This is a genomic window from Arthrobacter sp. D5-1 (assembly GCF_017357425.1).
In the GTDB taxonomy this organism is placed as follows: domain Bacteria; phylum Actinomycetota; class Actinomycetes; order Actinomycetales; family Micrococcaceae; genus Arthrobacter.
In genome coordinates, this window is the sequence record NZ_CP014571.1 from 302,177 (window position 1) to 319,461 (window position 17,285).

General features: G+C 61.5%; 19 protein-coding genes and 1 tRNA gene. 12 read left to right on the forward strand and 8 right to left on the reverse strand.

What is annotated here, in order from left to right:
- Positions 1-30 precede the first annotated feature (30 nt).
- Positions 31-729, reverse strand: coding sequence for a phosphatase PAP2 family protein (locus tag AYX22_RS01400; protein ID WP_207595771.1), 699 nt, complete (start codon positions 727-729; stop codon positions 31-33).
- A gap of 24 nt (positions 730-753) precedes the next feature.
- Positions 754-1,881, reverse strand: coding sequence for an FUSC family protein (locus AYX22_RS01405; protein WP_089593238.1), 1,128 nt, complete (start codon positions 1,879-1,881; stop codon positions 754-756).
- Between the two features lie 247 nt (positions 1,882-2,128).
- On the opposite strand from AYX22_RS01405, the gene pstS reads away from it, so the two are divergent.
- The 4 genes from pstS (at position 2,129) to pstB (ending at position 6,261) form a co-directional block, all read left to right on the forward strand.
- The gene (gene pstS, locus AYX22_RS01410) at positions 2,129-3,250 is read left to right on the forward strand and encodes a phosphate ABC transporter substrate-binding protein PstS (protein ID WP_207595772.1); all 1,122 of its coding nucleotides are present in this window, start codon (positions 2,129-2,131) and stop codon (positions 3,248-3,250) included.
- Positions 3,251-3,386: 136 nt separating this feature from the next.
- Positions 3,387-4,319 (forward strand): phosphate ABC transporter permease subunit PstC, encoded by a 933-nt coding sequence (gene pstC / locus AYX22_RS01415; protein ID WP_089593240.1) that lies wholly within the window; start codon positions 3,387-3,389, stop codon positions 4,317-4,319.
- Positions 4,320-5,423, forward strand: a complete 1,104-nt coding sequence (gene pstA, locus AYX22_RS01420; protein ID WP_207595773.1) for a phosphate ABC transporter permease PstA — start codon at positions 4,320-4,322, stop codon at positions 5,421-5,423.
- 58 nt (positions 5,424-5,481) lie between these two features.
- Complete coding sequence (pstB, locus tag AYX22_RS01425; protein ID WP_011772968.1) at positions 5,482-6,261, forward strand: phosphate ABC transporter ATP-binding protein PstB; 780 nt, start codon at positions 5,482-5,484, stop codon at positions 6,259-6,261.
- A gap of 159 nt (positions 6,262-6,420) precedes the next feature.
- On the opposite strand, the gene AYX22_RS01430 is transcribed toward pstB, so the two are convergent.
- Together AYX22_RS01430 and AYX22_RS01435 are read right to left on the reverse strand one after the other, a co-directional pair.
- Positions 6,421-7,437, reverse strand: coding sequence for an inorganic phosphate transporter (locus tag AYX22_RS01430; protein ID WP_207595774.1), 1,017 nt, complete (start codon positions 7,435-7,437; stop codon positions 6,421-6,423).
- 1 nt (position 7,438) lies between these two features.
- Positions 7,439-8,056 carry a nuclease PIN gene (locus tag AYX22_RS01435; RefSeq protein WP_089593243.1) on the reverse strand — a complete coding sequence of 206 codons (618 nt, stop codon included), beginning with the start codon at positions 8,054-8,056 and terminating at the stop codon, positions 7,439-7,441.
- A gap of 195 nt (positions 8,057-8,251) precedes the next feature.
- Here AYX22_RS01435 and AYX22_RS01440 point away from each other — a divergent pair, with 195 nt between their 5' ends.
- Positions 8,252-8,986 (forward strand): hypothetical protein, encoded by a 735-nt coding sequence (locus AYX22_RS01440; protein ID WP_207595775.1) that lies wholly within the window; start codon positions 8,252-8,254, stop codon positions 8,984-8,986.
- Positions 8,987-9,220: 234 nt separating this feature from the next.
- Here AYX22_RS01440 and AYX22_RS01445 read toward each other — a convergent pair whose 3' ends face one another.
- Entirely contained in the window at positions 9,221-9,880 is a 660-nt protein-coding gene (locus AYX22_RS01445) for a hypothetical protein (RefSeq protein WP_207595776.1), read from the reverse strand.
- Positions 9,881-10,119: 239 nt separating this feature from the next.
- Between AYX22_RS01445 and AYX22_RS01450 the strand changes: the two genes are divergently transcribed.
- Positions 10,120-10,192 (forward strand) — tRNA-Lys (locus tag AYX22_RS01450).
- Between the two features lie 79 nt (positions 10,193-10,271).
- Here AYX22_RS01450 and AYX22_RS01455 read toward each other — a convergent pair.
- The 3 genes from AYX22_RS01455 to AYX22_RS01465 all read right to left on the reverse strand — a co-directional run bounded on the left by AYX22_RS01455 (position 10,272) and on the right by AYX22_RS01465 (position 13,031).
- Positions 10,272-11,024 carry a hypothetical protein gene (locus tag AYX22_RS01455; protein WP_207595777.1) on the reverse strand — a complete coding sequence of 251 codons (753 nt, stop codon included), beginning with the start codon at positions 11,022-11,024 and terminating at the stop codon, positions 10,272-10,274.
- A complete protein-coding gene (locus tag AYX22_RS01460) occupies positions 11,021-12,133 on the reverse strand; it encodes a site-specific integrase (protein ID WP_207595778.1) in 1,113 nt (370 codons plus the stop codon). The genes AYX22_RS01455 and AYX22_RS01460 overlap by 4 nt, the downstream gene beginning before the upstream one ends.
- A gap of 64 nt (positions 12,134-12,197) precedes the next feature.
- Entirely contained in the window at positions 12,198-13,031 is an 834-nt protein-coding gene (locus AYX22_RS01465; RefSeq protein ID WP_207595779.1) for a helix-turn-helix domain-containing protein, read from the reverse strand.
- A gap of 114 nt (positions 13,032-13,145) precedes the next feature.
- Between AYX22_RS01465 and AYX22_RS01470 the strand changes: the two genes are divergently transcribed.
- The 6 genes from AYX22_RS01470 to AYX22_RS01495 all read left to right on the forward strand — a co-directional run bounded on the left by AYX22_RS01470 (position 13,146) and on the right by AYX22_RS01495 (position 17,238).
- The gene (locus tag AYX22_RS01470) at positions 13,146-13,364 is read left to right on the forward strand and encodes a helix-turn-helix domain-containing protein (protein ID WP_207595780.1); all 219 of its coding nucleotides are present in this window, start codon (positions 13,146-13,148) and stop codon (positions 13,362-13,364) included.
- 123 nt (positions 13,365-13,487) lie between these two features.
- A complete protein-coding gene (locus AYX22_RS01475; protein ID WP_207595781.1) occupies positions 13,488-13,844 on the forward strand; it encodes a hypothetical protein in 357 nt (118 codons plus the stop codon).
- Entirely contained in the window at positions 13,844-14,254 is a 411-nt protein-coding gene (locus AYX22_RS01480; protein WP_207595782.1) for a hypothetical protein, read from the forward strand. Before AYX22_RS01475 ends, AYX22_RS01480 begins: the two co-directional genes overlap by 1 nt.
- 58 nt (positions 14,255-14,312) lie before the next feature.
- The gene (locus tag AYX22_RS01485) at positions 14,313-15,323 is read left to right on the forward strand and encodes a hypothetical protein (protein ID WP_207595783.1); all 1,011 of its coding nucleotides are present in this window, start codon (positions 14,313-14,315) and stop codon (positions 15,321-15,323) included.
- The gene (locus AYX22_RS01490; RefSeq protein ID WP_207595784.1) at positions 15,320-16,630 is read left to right on the forward strand and encodes a DnaB-like helicase C-terminal domain-containing protein; all 1,311 of its coding nucleotides are present in this window, start codon (positions 15,320-15,322) and stop codon (positions 16,628-16,630) included. The genes AYX22_RS01485 and AYX22_RS01490 overlap by 4 nt, the downstream gene beginning before the upstream one ends.
- The gene (locus tag AYX22_RS01495; protein ID WP_207595785.1) at positions 16,627-17,238 is read left to right on the forward strand and encodes a hypothetical protein; all 612 of its coding nucleotides are present in this window, start codon (positions 16,627-16,629) and stop codon (positions 17,236-17,238) included. Before AYX22_RS01490 ends, AYX22_RS01495 begins: the two co-directional genes overlap by 4 nt.
- The last annotated feature ends 47 nt before the right edge of the window (positions 17,239-17,285 follow it).

Sequence of the window (17,285 nt, forward strand, 5' to 3'; positions counted from 1 at the left end):
GTTCAAGCGTAGTGGCGGGGACTGACAGTATTAGCCGCGCCGGCCGCCGTGACGGGCCGCGTCCACAAACACCGCAATGCCCGTCACCCCAAGCGCAAGCCCAAGGGACGCGACCACGTCCGTGAGCCAGTGGTAGCCAAGGTAGATCCGGCTGCAGGCAACCAACAGCGTCAAGAGAGCGGCACCGCAGAAGGCGAGGACCGCCGTCGCACGTGAGCCGGAACGCGAGACGAGCAGGTAATTGAGGACAAGCGCGAAGATCCCGGCGCCGAGCGTGTGGCCGGAGGGGAATGACAGTGCGTCGTCGGGGCCCAGGAGAACATCGGACGACGGCGGACCGGAGCGCCCCACATCCTGTTTCACCACCGCGGACAGGATGGCGGCAAACGCCATGGCGCCCAACAGGACAGCCGGCCGCCAGAGTTCCTTCTTCCATACCGTCCATACTGCGGCCACCGCCACACCAATGATGGTGATCCACAAGGGTGAGGTCACGGTGGTGACTGCCGTAAGGAGGGCGGTGAGCAAGGGGTTGCGCGAATCAACCATGAAGCTGTGGACCGCGCCGTCTACAGTGGCAAGCCCGGTCTCGGACAGCACGGCGGCGAACATGAGCCAGAAGATGGCGTCCCCGGCCACCAGCAAAATGCCTGCCCACAGGAACAAGGGCCGCTGCGGGAGCTTGAGCGCCGGTGCAGCCCGGAAGTGCACGGAAAAGGCAGGGGTCATCGGTTCATTCTTCCTCGGCGGAGGCTACAGTGCCGGAAGCACCGCGCGGGCTTCTTCCGGTTCCATGCCGCTCGCTTCCAGCAGGTCCACCATGAGGGGACGGAACAGCATCACCACGGTTTCGCCTTCGAGCCTTTGGACATCCAGCATCTTGGGGTGCAGGCGCGCGGCGATATCCGAGAGGTCGTTCCGGGCGCGGCGCAGATGAACCCGCCGCGTCCCTTCGCTTTGCTCCGACAATCCGATGGTCATCTCGTCGATCGCGGCGGCGGTTTCCTGCAGGACTTCGGAAATACTGTCGATCGCTTCATCGGACAGCGCGGCATGGTTGATGGCGCTGGTGAGCCGCCGCGCAAACACCCGGCTGTTACGCAGAGCCAGGTCGATGTACTCCAGGGAGTGCTCCAGGCCGGCCAGTTCGTCGCGGTGCCTCCGGTGCGCGGGAGCCAGGGTTGCCACTTCGCCCGAGGCGCGCAGCGTCTGCCGCATCCGGTCCACCAAAGGCTGGCAGTTGCGGCCGCGGATCAGGGCATGCCAGGCGATGGTGGAATCGCTTTCGGTCAGGGCCTTGCCGCATTCGCGCAGCACTTCGGCGAGTTCATGCAGGATCTTCTGGACATCCTTGCGGGGCTCCCGCCGTGGGTCTTTCGGCACCAGGATGGTCACCAGCAGCGCAAAAACGCCACCGATTACAGCGTCCAGGCTGCGCGTAAAGGGCCCACCGGCCGGTGCCGGCAGCAGCACCACCAGCAAGGACTGCAGGCCCAGTTGAGTGGTGAAAATGGTTCCACTGTCCAGGAACCTGGCAAGGAGGATGGAGAAAAGAAGTACGACGGCGGCCTGCCAGATCCCAGCGCCCAGCCAGTGGAGCAGCAGGTCACCAACAACGATGCCCAGGGTGCAGCCGAGGCCCACCTCGATCACCCGGCGCAGGCGCGGATCACGGGAAAAGCCAAGGGCAATCAACGAGGAAGTAGCCGCGAACAGTGGGCCCTGGTGGCCCAGCACATATTCGGCGAAAGCGTAGGCACCCACGGCGCACACGGTCATCTGGATGGCCGGCGTCAACGAATTCCGGCTGCGGACCAAACCCGTCCGGACTCTGGCACGCAGGAACCTCTTGCTTGCAGAAAATCCTTTCGCGGCAGCCATGTCGTCCAGTCTATTTGCCCGGCCCGGGTTCCGACGAAGGCGCAAACCGCATCCCGGGTGCCGCTCAAGGTGGCGCGCGCCACATAACCCAATGGTCCGCCGTCGTTCACCTTCTGTTCACCTTTCACTGCAGATCCCGTTACCTGCGCTCCTTACCTTCAGTAAAGGAACAAAAGGTCCTCAGCTCGCGCACGCCGAAATCTCCGTTCGGCCCGCATCGAAGAATCCCTGGAAGGGGCACATCCAAGTGAAGGCAACTCACTTCGGCCGCAACGCGGCAATCGCGGTCATCGCAGCCGGCGCTCTCGCGCTCACTGCTTGCGGTTCAGACAACGCAACGAACACGCCTGCTGGTACCCAGTCGGCAGCGTCCGGCCCCAAGGTCACCGGCACCCTGACCGGCATTGGCGCTTCCTCCACCGGCGCAGCCATGGACGCATGGAAGGCCGGCTTCTCTGCCGCCAACTCCGGTGCCACTGTGCAGTACTCCCCGGACGGTTCCGGCGCAGGCCGCAAGGCCATCATCGACGGCTCGGCACAGTTCGCCGGCTCGGACGCGTACCTGAAGGACGAGGAGCTTGAGAGCTCCAAGGCCAAGTGCGGCCCCGACGGCGCCATCAACATCCCGGTGTACATCTCCCCGATCGCTGTTGCCTTCAACATTCCGGACGTCAAGGAACTGAAGCTCGACGCCGCCACGGTTGCCAAGATCTTCCGCGGCGAAATCGCCAACTGGAACGATCCCGCCATCGCCGCCCTCAACGAAGGCGTCACCCTGCCGGACCTCAAGGTCACCCCGGTCAACCGCTCTGACGACTCCGGCACCACCACCAACTTCACCGACTACCTCGCAGCTGCTGCTCCCGAGGTTTGGACGGACAAGGCTGCCGGCATCTGGCCCGCAACCCTGGCCGGCGAAAACGCCAAGGGCACCTCCGGCGTCGTCAAGACCGTCACCGACACCCCGGGTGCCGTGACCTACGCTGATGACTCCGCCGTTTCCGGCAAGCTGGGCACCGCCTCCATCAAGGTGGGCGAGGAATTCGTCAAGATCTCCGCCGAAGCTGCTGCCAAGGCTGTCGAAGCCGGCAAGCCCGTTGACGGCCGCGCCGCAAACGACGTCGCCATCAAGCTGGACCGCAAGACCACCGAATCGGGCGCCTACCCCGTAGTCCTCGTTTCGTACCACGTAGTTTGCACCACCTACGAGACCAAGGAAGTTGCTGACCTGGTCAAGGCCTTCGAAAGCTACGTCGTTTCCGACGAAGGACAGAAGACCGCTGCTGACGCCGCCAAGTCCGCGCCGCTGTCCAAGACGCTGCAGGAAAAGGCCACGGCCGCTATCGAAACCATCAAGGCCAAGTCCTAAGGTTTCCCGGCGGGTTTGCTGACCCGGCTGAACACTGAAGTTCCCTGTCCCGCGCGACGTGGCCGCAGAGCCGCTGGCGCGGGACAGGGAACTTAGCCATGTAAGACCAGTTCACTCCAGACTGAAGGAACGTGAAGTGACCACCAACTCCCTGACAACCTCCCAAGGCGCAGGACGCGCCGGGGACAAGGTTTTCTCCGGGGCCGCCATGGCCGCAGGGTGCCTGATTCTCGCGGTTCTCTTCGGAGTCGCGTTGTTCCTCGTGGTGCAGGCAATCCCCGCGCTCACCGCCCCTGCTGAAGACATCCAGGGCGGGAACGGCTTCTTCGCCTACATCGCCCCAATCGTGGTGGGCACCCTCATTGCCGCGATCATCGCACTCGTCATCGCCACCCCCGTGGCCATTGGTGTGGCACTGTTCATCTCGCACTACGCCCCCCGCCGGCTCGCATCGGGCCTCGGCTACGTAGTGGACCTGCTCGCTGCCATCCCCTCCGTTGTCTACGGCGCCTGGGGTGCTGCCTTCCTGGCCAAGGAAATCTCCCCGGCGTACGACTGGCTGGCCACCTACCTCGGATGGATCCCCATCTTCGAAGGCCCGGCCTCCGCTACCGGCAAGACCATCCTGACCGCCGGCATTGTCCTGTCCGTCATGGTCCTGCCCATCATCACCTCCCTGTCCCGTGAAATCTTCCTGCAGACCCCCAAGCTGCACGAGGAAGCAGCGCTTGCGTTGGGAGCCACCCGCTGGGAAATGATCAAGATGGCTGTTCTGCCCTTCGGCCGCCCTGGCATTATCAGCGCCATCATGCTGGGCCTCGGCCGGGCCCTCGGCGAGACCATGGCCGTTGCCCTGGTGCTCTCCTCCGGTGTCCTGACGGCCAGCCTCATCCAGTCCGGCAACCAGACCATCGCTGCGGAAATTGCCTTGAACTTCCCAGAAGCCAGCGGCCTCAAGGTCAACACGTTGATCGCGGCCGGCCTGGTGCTGTTCGTCATCACCCTGGGCGTGAACATGATCGCCCGCTGGATCATCACCCGGCACAAAGAATTCTCGGGAGCCAACTAAATGTCCGCCACAGTAGTACGCAAGCGCTCAGCGCTCACCAAGGGCCAGCTGCCCAAGTTCGCGCCCTACATTGTCTTGGCCGTCGCACTCGTTGTGGGCGCGGCCATCATGGCGCTCATCGGCTTCAACGCCTTGGGCTGGGGCATCATCTCCGCCATTCTGTTCGCCGTGGGCCTGGTCTCATGGAGCGGCGCCGTTGAAGGTGCCCGCAAAGCCAAGGACAAGCTCGCCACGTGCTTGGTGGTCGGCGCCTTCCTGATTGCGCTGCTGCCGCTGATCTCGGTCATCGTCACAGTGCTGGTCAACGGCATCCCCGGGCTCATTACCCCCGGCTTCCTGGGCACGTCCATGAATGGCGTAACCGGCGCCTTCGACAACAAGGCAGTAGAGGAGGGCGCGCCGGTCCTCGGCGGCATCTACCACGCACTGCTGGGCACCCTCCAGATCACGCTCCTTGCCACAGTGATCTCCGTTCCCGTGGGCCTCCTCACCTCCATCTACCTGGTGGAATACGGCAACGACCGTCCGCTGGCCCGCGCCATCACGTTCTTCGTGGATGTCATGACCGGCATTCCGTCGATCGTGGCCGGCCTCTTCGCGGCAGCGTTCTTCTTCGCCATTGTTGGCCCCGGCACCAAGACCGGTGCTGTAGCCGCCGTCGCGCTTTCCGTCCTGATGATTCCTGTTGTGGTTCGCTCCAGCGAGGAAATGCTGAAGATCGTCCCGAACGAGCTCCGCGAGGCTTCCTACGCGCTGGGCGTCCGTAAGTGGCGCACCATCACCAAAGTGGTCATCCCGACGGCGATCTCCGGCATCGCGTCCGGCGTTACCTTGGCGATCGCCCGCGTTATCGGTGAAACCGCTCCGATCCTGGTCACCGCCGGATTCGCCACCACCATCAACAACAACGTGTTCGGTGGCTGGATGGCCTCGCTGCCTACGTTCATCTACACACAGATCCTCAACCCGACATCGCCGTCCAACCCGGAGCCGTCGGACCAGCGTGCCTGGGGCGCCGCGTTGGTGCTGATCATCCTGGTGATGCTTCTGAACCTCGGAGCCCGCCTCATCGCCCGTCTGTTCGCTCCCAAGACGGGGCGGTAGGCTGCCCTTCTGCGGCCTCATCCAAAACTTCCACACCCCCAAGGAACAAAGGAACACCATGTCCAAGCGCATCGACGTCAAAGACCTCAATGTCTACTACGGCAACTTCCTGGCCGTCGAGGACGTCAACATCAACATCCAGGCCAAATCCGTTACAGCCTTCATCGGCCCGTCCGGCTGCGGCAAGTCCACCTTCCTCCGCACGCTGAACCGCATGCACGAGGTCCTTCCCGGCGCCCGCGTCGAGGGCGAGGTCCTCCTGGACGGCGACAACCTCTACGGCCCCGGCGTGGACCCCGTAACCGTCCGCACCCAGGTGGGCATGGTCTTCCAGCGCCCCAACCCGTTCCCCACGATGTCCATCCGCGACAACGTGCTGGCCGGCGTGAAGCTGAACAACAAGAAGATCTCCAAGGGCGCTGCAGATGCCCTGGTGGAGAAGTCCTTGGTGGGCGCCAACCTGTGGAACGAGGTCAAGGACCGCCTGGACAAGCCCGGCTCCGGCCTTTCCGGTGGTCAGCAGCAGCGTCTGTGCATCGCCCGCGCCATCGCGGTTGAGCCCCAGGTGATCCTGATGGATGAGCCCTGCTCCGCCCTGGACCCCATCTCCACCTTGGCCGTTGAGGACCTCATCAACGAGCTCAAGGACCAGTACACCGTGGTGATCGTGACCCACAACATGCAGCAGGCGGCGCGTGTGTCGGACAAGACCGCGTTCTTCAACATCGCAGGCACCGGCAAGCCCGGCAAGCTGATCGAGTTCGCCGACACCACCAGCATCTTCAACAACCCTGGCCAGAAGGCCACGGAAGACTACGTCTCCGGCCGCTTCGGATAAGGGTTCTTGCAGGTTCCGGCTTCTTGGGGGGAGTCGGCACAGAACGACGGCGACCGTCGCCTTGGGGGTACGGTCGCCGTCGTTTTTTCTTACCCAACTAAGTAACAGCAAACGTCGCAATGAGCGCTCATGGCGACGTTTGCTGTTACTTAGTTGGGTTTACAGGTCCGCGAGGGGCGAGAACGCCAGCTCCAGGACGAAGGCAGCTGCGGCTGTGACCAGCGGCGTGGCCACCCAGAACAGCAGGATCCTCCGCACCAAGCGCCTGTTGACGGTGTGGAAGCGCTGATTGACCCCCGCACCCAGCACGGACGCCGTCAGTGTATGGGTGGTGGAGAGCGGCAGGTGGAAGGCGATGGCGCCGATGAACAGCATCACGGAAGTCAGTGTTTGCGAAACAAACCCTCGCAGCGGATCCACCCTGATGAGCTTGTGGCCAAGAGTGTGGGAGATCCGCCAGCCGCCGAACATGGTGCCCGCGGTAAGCATGATGGCTGTAACCAACAGGATCCAGAGTGGCACATCGTTGCCGCCGGACAATCCCGCAGCCACCATGGCCAGCAGAATGACCGCAGCTGTGCGCTGGCCGTCCTGGAGCCCGTGGCCGAAAGCCACGGCGGCGGCGGAGATGGCCTGCGCCCGGCGGAACCGCCGGTTGACCACGTTCGGCTGCGTGTAGCGGGCAGCCCATGTCACCGGCCACACCAGCAGGTACGCCGCCACGAACGCGATGACAGGCGACAAGACCAACGGCAGCGCCACTTGGGTGAGCAGGACGTTGTCCATTCCCCCTACCGCGTTGCCGCCCACCAGGACGCTCGCTGCACCTGCGCCAATCAGGCCGCCCACCAGTGAGTTGGTGGAGGACAACGGGATGCCGCGCCACCACGCGTACACACCCCATAGGATGGCTGCCGTAAGGGCCGAAGCGAGGATGGTCAGGCCGCTGGTGCCGCTCGGCAGTGTGATCCAGGACTGGGTGAAGGCCAGGATGAAGGTGCCGCTGAGCATGGCGCCCACAAAGTTGAAGATGGCGGCCAGGAGCACCGCAATTGAGGGAGTAAGTGCGCGGGTCCGCGTGGAAAGCGCGACGGCGTTGGAGACGTCGCGGAAGCCGTTCAGGAATGCGAAACCGGAAGCCAGGCCAACTACCAGGACCAGGATGGCGATGGTCACGTCATGATTCCTTGACGATGATGCTGCCTACCTGGGTGGCGACCTTCCGCATGTCCTTGGTAACTTCCACCAACTGGTTGGCGATGTCCCGGTGCCGCGCGTATTGCGTGGATTTCATGTCCTTGAGCATCTCGGCCACCCAGATCCGGTGGGTCCGTTCTGCGCGCTTGGCCAGCCGGAGGATCTCGATCCAGTAGTCCTCAAGCTCGTCCAGGTCTTCGAGTTTCCGCATGGCGTCCACGGTGAGCTCGGCCTGCCGGCTGATGATCTCCAGTTGGTCGGCGGCCCGTTTGGGAAGTCGGTCCAGCTTGTAGATGGCTACAAGGTCACCGGCGGCGTCGAGTTTCTCCATGGCCTCGGTGAGGTGGCGGGACAGCGTGTACATGTCCTCGCGGGGGAGCGGGTTCACAAAGCTGGTGCGCATGTGGGTCAGCAGGGCGAAGTGCAGGTCCAAGGACTTGGACTCGTGCTCGTGCAGTTCTTCGGCGAGGCGCTCGTGCTCGCTGGCGGGGGCTCCAAGAATTTCGGAGAGCGTCCCGGTGCCGGCCACGATCACACTGGCCATCTGCGCGAGGAGGACGAGCCCGGCAGGTTCCTGGGGGAAAAGGCGCAGCTTCATATCGCTTTCCGGGCTGGGGACGGATGGGCGTGGGCAGCTTGACTTGACGCCGCCCATTTCGATCCCAACTTTACCGGTCCGTTGGGTGCGTCCGCTCAGTACACGGGACGCCCCGGGGAGAAGTCCCCATCGCTTCGCCTCCCGCACTGTGAAAGACTGGGCAAGCTCCGGATTAATCCACTCAATGGGGGAATTATGCGACTCAATAATGTTGTGAAAGTCACCAGCCTCGCGGCAGCTGGAATGCTCGCGCTCAGTGCCTGCGGCACCACCACGGCGGGCTCGACGACGGGTGGTTCCGAATCGTCGTCGTCCTCGTCTCCTTCTTCGTCCACCTCGGCGTCAACGTCGGCCTCGCCGTCCGCTTCCTCCTCCGAAGGAGCCGGGACTTCGTCCGGTGCTTACACCGCGGCGGCCTGGGCGCTCCCCATTTCAGATGCAGGTGACAAGCTCGGCACTCTCAAGGGCGATAGCTTCAGTGTGGACATCTATCAGGTGGCCACCGACGTGGCTTCCAAGGACAGCATGTTCGTGGACAAGGAAACCAAGGAGAACCTGCTGAAGAAGGGGGCGCCGGTGGTTTACCTGAACTACGTAGTCACCAACACCTCGTCGGCGGATATTCCCCTGAGCCACTCCCTGGTTACCCCTTCGGCCAAGTACACGGACTGGAAGTACCTCGGCGGGATGCCTTCGGACTCCAGCAGCGATGGCTATAAGAAACATGGGCTGAGCAGCTCCGGCGTGAAGCTGAAGGAAAAGGACCCGTTCATCCTGAAGCCCGGAGAGTCGTTCAATATTGCGGAGAACTTCGCCTACACGGCCGGTAAGGAAACGGAGATCAAGGCGACCTTGACGCCTCAGGACGCTTCCGGCGACCTCGATCACGACAAAAAGGAAACGGCGGACACCACGGTCACGCTGAAGTAATTCCGACGGTATTTGCCCGGGTCCGCCTCAACGCGGACCCGGGCATTCTGCATCCGGGCATAAAAATGGTGCCGAACCGGATACGCCTCTCGGCGGTAGGCCGCTCGAAGCGGCTATAAGTTGAAGCCCGGGGGTTTCGCGGTTCGACACCAGTTTTAGTTTTCACCGTCCGGCGGGCTAAGTCAACATTGACAGTCCGGGGCCGACGTGGGTACGTTTCGCCCTGTTTGCTGGCTAGTCCAGCTCGCCCAGGCGCCATGCATTGGCGGCGTGCTCAAGGTCCTCGGCCGTTTTGACGAGCTGGTGCGAGTTGCGGGTCAGCTTGCTCGCATGGCTTTCATTGCTGTGCTCTGCGCCGTCGGCAAGAGTGGCTTGGCCGAGTGCCACCACGCGGCAGAAAGCGGCGGAACGTTCCAGCGCGACGTCGAACTCGCCGTCGAAAGCGCCGGACAAAATGGCGTCAGCCATGGTCTTCATTTCATCGGCTCCGGGCGGCTCCGCAGCGCCGGCCACCACGTTGGAAACCTGCGCGGTATCGCGTCCGGCCCGGAAGTAGACGGAGATCTTCTCGGGGTTCTGGATGGTGGCGGCGCGGAGGGCATAGAGCCGCCACAGGGCGCCGGGGAGGCTTCGGGCGGGGCTTTCGGCCCACATCTCGGCTATGGCTTCCAAGCCTTGCTCATCGGCCAGTTTCACCAAGCGGCGGGTGACTTTGGGGTCGTCGCTGTCGCGGCCACGCCTGACCAAGGCCTGCGCAGCAAGGTGGGCGGCCTCGGAAACCCGCGCGGGGTCTGCCCCGCCGGCGAACGGTTCGAAATCGATCGGGGCAAAAGGCTTGGGCTTGTGGTGCCTGTTTGCTCCGCCGTACGCGCGTGGTCCTGGCTGTTCGCTCATGAGTTCACCGTACTCCTGTGCTCTGGCGGGGTCGAGTAACGGTTGCCGGGGCTGCGCCGTTGCCGGGGGCGTGCCTTCACCACCTAGTTTGGCGCCGCCCCGTGCCCGACACGCCGCTGCCGCCGCGCGCCGTCGTCGAGCGTTCGCCCAAAGAAGGTGACGACGGCGCACGTCACCTTGAGTTCCTCGTCTGCCTTGACGTTGGGGTACAGTATTCATGGCTGTTTCTACAGCTGGAGGGGCCTTTAGCTCAGTTGGTAGAGCATCGGACTTTTAATCCGTGGGTCGTGGGTTCGATCCCCACAGGGCCCACCCTTTCCGCAGGTCAGAGGCGTTTCGCCTCTGACCTGCTTTTGTTTGCAGGCCCAAATCCAACGGAAACCCAACTAATTCAGTTTTCGTCCCGCTCTTCTTCGAGGCGGTTCATGAGCTCAACGCCTAAGCCCGTGGCCTTCAATTCTTGGTCATAGCCGCTTGGCGTCTCGAAGTTGCCCTCTGACAGGGAGAGTTCGTGCGTTGTCGTTCCGACCATCAGCAAGCCCGAGCCGTGCAGATCTTGGATGAGCGGAAGTATGGCTTCGTGGAGGCCCAGCCTGTAGGCGATACCAGAAACAACCATCGAGGGCCTCCCCATCCATACCCCGCCGTCTCGCAGCACGTTTGGCATCATGAACTCCGTAAGCACCCTGACATGAGGTGGCTCGACGGCCGAGAGGATGCGGATCCAGATTGCTTCTTGGTCAATCAGTGCGTCATCAGTCAGCAGATTGCCGAGTGAGCGCCCGAGTAATTTCGGCTTGCTTTTGAGGCGAGTGCGCCGAGCGGCATCGACGGCTTCTGCGAATAGAAGCATGCGATTTTCATCGTCCATACAATGGGAAATGACCTCTTCGGGCGTGAGGCCGCCGGCGCGAGATGCTTCCTGAATGGTCTCATCTATGCGCGCTTCCTGGTGTTCATTGAGCTTCGCGCCAAATGCCTGCAGTGCGGCAGTGACTCCAGCGACTGGCACTGCAATCCCCGGGACCACAGAGCTCGCCAGCGCTCCGGCAGCGGAGACGACGCCCCGGCCCGTCGGCCCGGTGCCAACCTGCTTCGGCAGAGGGGGGATGGCTTGCTCGTCGCTGCTGTTCGTGTGACTCATTGGACGATCCTGTTGAGGGCATCTGCGACTTCTGTGTGCACCGTTTTACGCCCCATGTACACGTCCTGAGTCATCGAGATTTGAGCATGTCCGAGCTGGTCAGCGCCGACGCGGGCGGAGAGGCCCTGTTCATCAATCAGCGTGGCGACGGTCTTCCGGAATGTGTGTGATGTGACCCAATCGAGTTTGAGTGCAGTCCGGACCCGCCGCCATTGCTTGCTGACCGCCGAGGGATCGCGCAGTAGGCCTGTTGTGGACGGGAAGACGACGTCGTAGATGTTCGTCGGAGCTGACACCCTGCGAGCCATGAGCATCGACAGCGCAAAGTCGGGCAATGGCAGGGTCCTAGCGCCTGACTTCGTTTTGGTGAAGCTCTCGCGGATCATGCCGCCGCCTGGCATGCGATTCACCTTGCCCGAGATGGTTACCGTCTTAGCGTCGAAGTCGATGTCTGACCAGCGAAGCCCCAAGACTTCCGAGATGCGGGCTCCCGTGCCAGCAAACATGATCACGACGTCGGTCAGATCGGCAATGGCGCAATACTCACTGATGGTCTGTTTAGGCGTGACCTTATTCGCAGCGTTGAGAACCTTGTCAGAGCTTCGCAACGCGTCTATGACACCGCGGAGCTCGTCCACACTCAGTGAGCGCGCCGGCTTCGACTCCATTTTGATGGTTCCAACGTCCCGGACGGGGTTGGAGGCCGCGGCACCGTACCGAACTGCGAGCCCGAACATTCCGCTGAGGATCACGCGGGCAGACTTGGCGACGGACACCCCGTGCTTGCTTTTGACAGTCTTCACGAACGCATCAAGGCGCTGCGTGGAGGCCTCACGGATCTTATATCCGCCAACGCCCTTGATTACATACGTGGAGGCGTACCGGTACCTTTCCATCGTGCGAATAGCCCGGCCTTCCTCCAGAAGGTGTGCCTCGTAGGCTTCCCACAGTGCCGTCAGCCGGCTCTCTGGCGTGAGGTCCCCCATGGAAGGCGCAGTCCGTTCTGCAAGGTGGGCTGACAGGTGTCGTTCGGCTTCGGCGCCCGTTCTCCCGTTCCGCTCCACCAGGCGGGTTACTCCGTCCAGATCTCGAACGCGAGCCTTCGCCACCCAGCGACCCTTTGCCAACTCAGTCCGTTTGATCTTTCCCCATGATCCGATAGGCAGCGGTGGCCTAGGCATCCTCGGTCTCCCTGAGGCCCGTGATTGTAAGCTGCTGTTTTACTTCCCAGAACGACCAGGAGCTATCTTCATCGACCTTTGCCGGCACAAATGTTACCTGCGGAAATTTGGCTTCCAACGCTTTCCCGCGGGCTTGAGCTGTGAGGTAGTGGTTGAGGCCCCCAAGCCCACGGACTATGTCAATTTCCGTACCGGCGAGGGGGCCGGAGTTTATTCGACCTTCGGTCAGGGATGACTCAAATTCTCGAGGAATACTCAACCTGCAGTCCTCGGGAAGAGGCTCAGTAAGGGCTATCCAGTCCTCCCAGGTCTTGACCTCCATGTCGACCTCGACGTCAGGGATGCCAAGGACCTCCATTGCGTCCGCTCCTGAAAGAGATATTTCTGAGAATTCGTCTTTGAGGGCGTCCTCCATGAAGCGGGCCGATGAGCAGGAGACGGTGTACGGACCAGCAAGTCCCTCTGCTAGCTCGGCAATAAGTTGGATGCTCCGCCGTGTGGCCGCGGTGCTCATGTAGCGCCTCTGCAAGTCGATGTAGGCGTCTTGCGTCGTTTGTTCAGCAACCCTAATCCGCTCAAGTGCGGACCGAACCGGATTCTCAGCGGCCATGAGCTCTGATTGATTAACGCCGTATGCTCTGGCCAGCGGAGGTAGTTCGGCCAACCGCAGCGGGCGAAGGCCTGACTCAACCTTAGATAGTGTCCCCTGCGACCAAACTAGTCCAGCCGCCCGAAGGGCCCTTAAGGCTTGTGCCTGGCTGAGGTTTCGCCCTTCGCGTACCTGTTGGAGTCGGCTGCCGATCTCTTCGTCCGGTGTTGAGTTCATGTACTGGATCATACACTCCAAATCGAATATTCGCCTTTCGTTTCTAGCTTGTTTCTTCCGTCACTATGGAATAGCTTGTATTCCGTAACCGAAAGATGATCGAAGGAGTAAGCCGTGAACGGTGCGAAAGAAAGAGAAGCAACACCTCAGGAGAGGCACCTAACGACGCAGGAGCTAGCCGATCGGGAGGGCGTATCCCTTCAGACCGTCTACACCTGGAGGGTCCACCAGAAGGGCCCAAGGGCTATGCGCATCGGCAAATACGTTCGCTACAGGATGGCCGATGTCTTGGCTTGGGAGGAAGCTCAGCTCGACCCCGCATTCCGGGCGTGATCGCATGCTTCGCGACCCAATAGAAGTTCGAATGGCCCATCTCTTTGGGCAACAAAAAGCCGTGACGCTCTCGCCAAAGTCCGTCACGGCCGAAGAACCAACCCAAATCAACTAGGAGATCCTGTGAACAACACTATCAAGCGCCCCGCGACAGTGCGAGAGCTCGGCAACATGGCCGAAGAAATGAACATGACAGCCGCCCAGCTACTTGAGTTCCTTGGCCCTTGGCCAGAACCGCCGGCCGGTTATACCCTCGATCCCCACTCCGACGTTCGATGGCTAGGTCCGGAGACGTGTCACCGGAAGTGGATTATCACGCCAGTCTGGAACTCCGCCACCGAAGCGCACTCGCTCGATGTTTGGCTCGCCGATCACCAGCCGCCCAATTACGCGGAGATGTCATCGCAAGACGCTCTTGAGCTTGCTGCAGTCCTCTCCGCAGCCGCCGCGACTAATAATCCTGCGAAAGGGACAAAGTGATGCTTCGATCAGAAATAGCTGTAGTGCTGGGAAAGCTTGAGTTGCTTGAGGCCCGGGCCTTCTCTAACGATCAAGCTGATGCCTGGTTTGAAATCCTAGGACAGCACTCCGTTGATGATGCCGTTGACGCCGTACTGAAGTTCCATTCCAAGCCATTCAAACGCCCGGCATATCCCGGAGACATCAAGGCCCTGATCGTGGAGGTGGAAGCTGTCCGTCTTCGTCGCTGCGGCACGGTGGAGGCGAACGAAGCAGACCTCTTGGGGTGCGATCGGGGGGCAGCAAACGCACGTTTGCACGCTTTGATCGCAACAGCACAGTGGTCGGCCTCGGATTACCGGGCCTACCGCCGATCCAAGCTTTCTATCGACGGGTTCATGTCAGCGAGAGGAGCGCTGCCTGTTGGCTAGGGACCGTGCAAACATTCGTGTGGATCTCTGGGCGGATGGTGACTGGCGAGGCCTTTCGATGGGCGCTCAGCACCTGTACCAGCAGATCCTGACACACCCGACCTTGAATTATGCCGGCGTCGCTGACTGGCGGCCTGGGCGGCTTGCGGCACTCACCAAGGATCGGACAGCTGCCGATGTGCGGCGGGATGCTTGCGAGCTTGCTGAAGCCCACTTCATTCACGCTGACGACACCACTGAGGAGGTGCTTGTGCGCTCTTTCGCTCGCCACGACGGAGTAATCAGGCACCCTCGCCTTCATGTCACTATGGCGAACGCGTTCGCTGGGATCGCGTCTACCGATATCAAGGAGTTCTTCGCGTTCGAGATTCAGAAGCTCTATCAGGAACAGCCGAAGTTGGTTCTCTGGAGCCATCCGAAAGTGCAGACGATCCTAAAAGCTAAGGCAAGGGACATGAAAGGCGTAACCCAAGGGGTTGAGCAAGAGGATGCCAAGACCTTTGGAAGCGCTATGGCTAAACCCTTGGCAAGGGATTCGAATAGCGTTTCCATGCGAACAGCTACTGCTACTGCTACATCTTCTAAAGAAGATATTCCTTCGTCGGAGATTTCTGACGAAATCGCACGACCAGAAGTTGATGAACTTCTTGATCTCCTCGATTCCTGCTTGGAGGAGAACGGATCCAGAAAGCCCTCGAGGAACAAGAAGAACCGTGACGCAGCCCGACTGCTGCTCGAGCGGGATGGTTACAAGGTCGAGCAGGTTGCTTGGATGATCCGATGGGCAACTTCTGACGAGTTCTGGCGGGCCAACATCCTGTCCATGTCCAAGCTTCGAGAGAAGTTTGATCAGCTCAAGGCCAAGGCAGGAGTCACCGCCAAGACTCCGGTGGCTGGGTTCCATGGAGAGATCGATGTCGAAGCCGTCCTTGGCCGAGATGTGTGGACGCCCGGTACGCCTCCTGCAGGCCTGGACGTCGCCGGCGAGATCGCTTGGAAAAAGGAGCAGCGGAACATACACAACGCCGAACGGCTGGCCGAGGCCAAGCAGAAATTGGGGATCTCATGACAGCCGATGGGAAGCTGCGGCAGGACATCGACGCCGAACGTGCCGTCATCGGCGCAGTGCTCTTGGATCAGCGAACCTTGGAAGAAGTCGAATTGAAAGCGGAGGACTTCTACCTTCCGCAACATGAGCAGCTCTGGCACATGATCCTGACCGAAACAAGGTCCGGGCGGCCAGCTTCAGCGCTGGTTATGTCGCAAAAGCTTGTGTCCAACCCAATCGTCGGAATGGAGCCGACATACCTGCATCAGTGTTTGGAAGCGGCGCCCGTCCGCTCGGCGGCGGCCCACTACGCAAGCATCATCACAGGGACAGCTAGGCTCCGCCGGCTGGCAGAGGTTGGCCGGAAGCTGCAGCAGATGTCGGACACTGCCGATTGGGACGAGGCGGAGGGGGCACTGGACCAAGCCCGAGTGGCATTGGACGCCGCGGCCAATGAAGCGACAGGTATTCGGGTACGGACGTTCTCGGCGGCGCTGGAGGATGCCGTGAACCTGTGGTCGGCTCCGAAGGGCAGGAGCTACCCTACGGGGTGGTCTGAGCTCGATCACAAATTCAACGGCGGATGGCATCCAGGCCAGCTAACCGTCATGGGTGCTCGGCCAGCAGTCGGCAAGTCCTTGGTGGCAGGCTGCGCAGCCGTGGCAGCATCCAGATACGGGGCCGGGTTCTTCTCCCTTGAGATGAAAGAACACGAAGTCGTTGGCCGTATGGCCGCTGCGTCCGAAGGGATCGACCTCCACAAGATCAACTCCCACACTCTCGGGGATGCCGAGTGGGCGAAGATCGCCCGGCTTACGCAGAAGGCCGCTGATTGGCCGGTCTACATCGAAGAGGCCTCCCGAATTACCATGGCCCAGATCCGAGCCACCGTCCGCACCTGGACCCGCCGGCGGCCGGTACCGCTGATCATCATCGACTACCTGCAGCTATGCGCCCCAGCCGATCCGAGGGACATGCGAGAGCGCCAAGTGTCCCGAATCGCTGAGGACTGCAAGCACCTAGCCAAGGAATTCGATACCCACGTGCTGGCCCTCGCCCAAGTCAATCGCGGGTCAACCCAGCGAGCGGATACGCGCCCCACAATGGCTGACCTCCGAGAGTCCGGAGGTATCGAAGCCCACGCCGACAACATCATCCTTCTCCACCGGGACGACCAAGAAATGGAAGGCGAACTCGAACTCATCATCGAAAAGAACCGCCACGGCCAAACAGGCAAGATCCGTCTCGCCTGGCGCCCACACTTCGCCTCAGTCAACAGCATGTCCATCGGCCCCAACGACTACCGCTACGGAATGGAAGCATCTTGAACATCGATACTCTCAACGACAACGTTCACCGGCTGACCCGCGAACACCGAGCCATCCACGTCGATAGCGAATCCGGAACGAAGTCCTACCCCACGGAGATGAGCCTTTTCGAGCAACTTCGGCAGGAAATCGAGTCCGGCCGCCGTCCCAACGCAGGAGGGGGAGCCTCGGGATCTCGTTCTCCCATAGCCATCCCGGCGTTCAGCTTGTGGTCCGAGATCCGCGAAACCCTCGCGACCATGCACATCGCCACAACAGGCAAGGATGAGCCCCATCTCAGTGCCGAAAGCAAGCTCCAAAAGTGGGCCGTCTGGACTCAGAGCGACAACAGCGGACAAGCCGCCAGGAAATGCCTCGAAAACACCACCAAGTGGATGGTCGCCATCCAACAGATGCTAAATCCTGTCCGGCGCACGGAAATTGTCGGAACCTGCCCGCAGACTGACTGCGGAGCCACCCACGCATGGACCTGGGACGAAGACGAATACGTCCGCAACACCGCACTCACTGCAACTGGAACCGAAGCCCAATGCGGTGCATGCGGGGCCACATGGGTGGGAACCGAACTTCATACGCTGGCTCTTGAACTCCGAAAGGACGCGGCATGACACAGGAAATCCCTAAGCCAATTTACAAAGTGGGCCTCACACGCTGG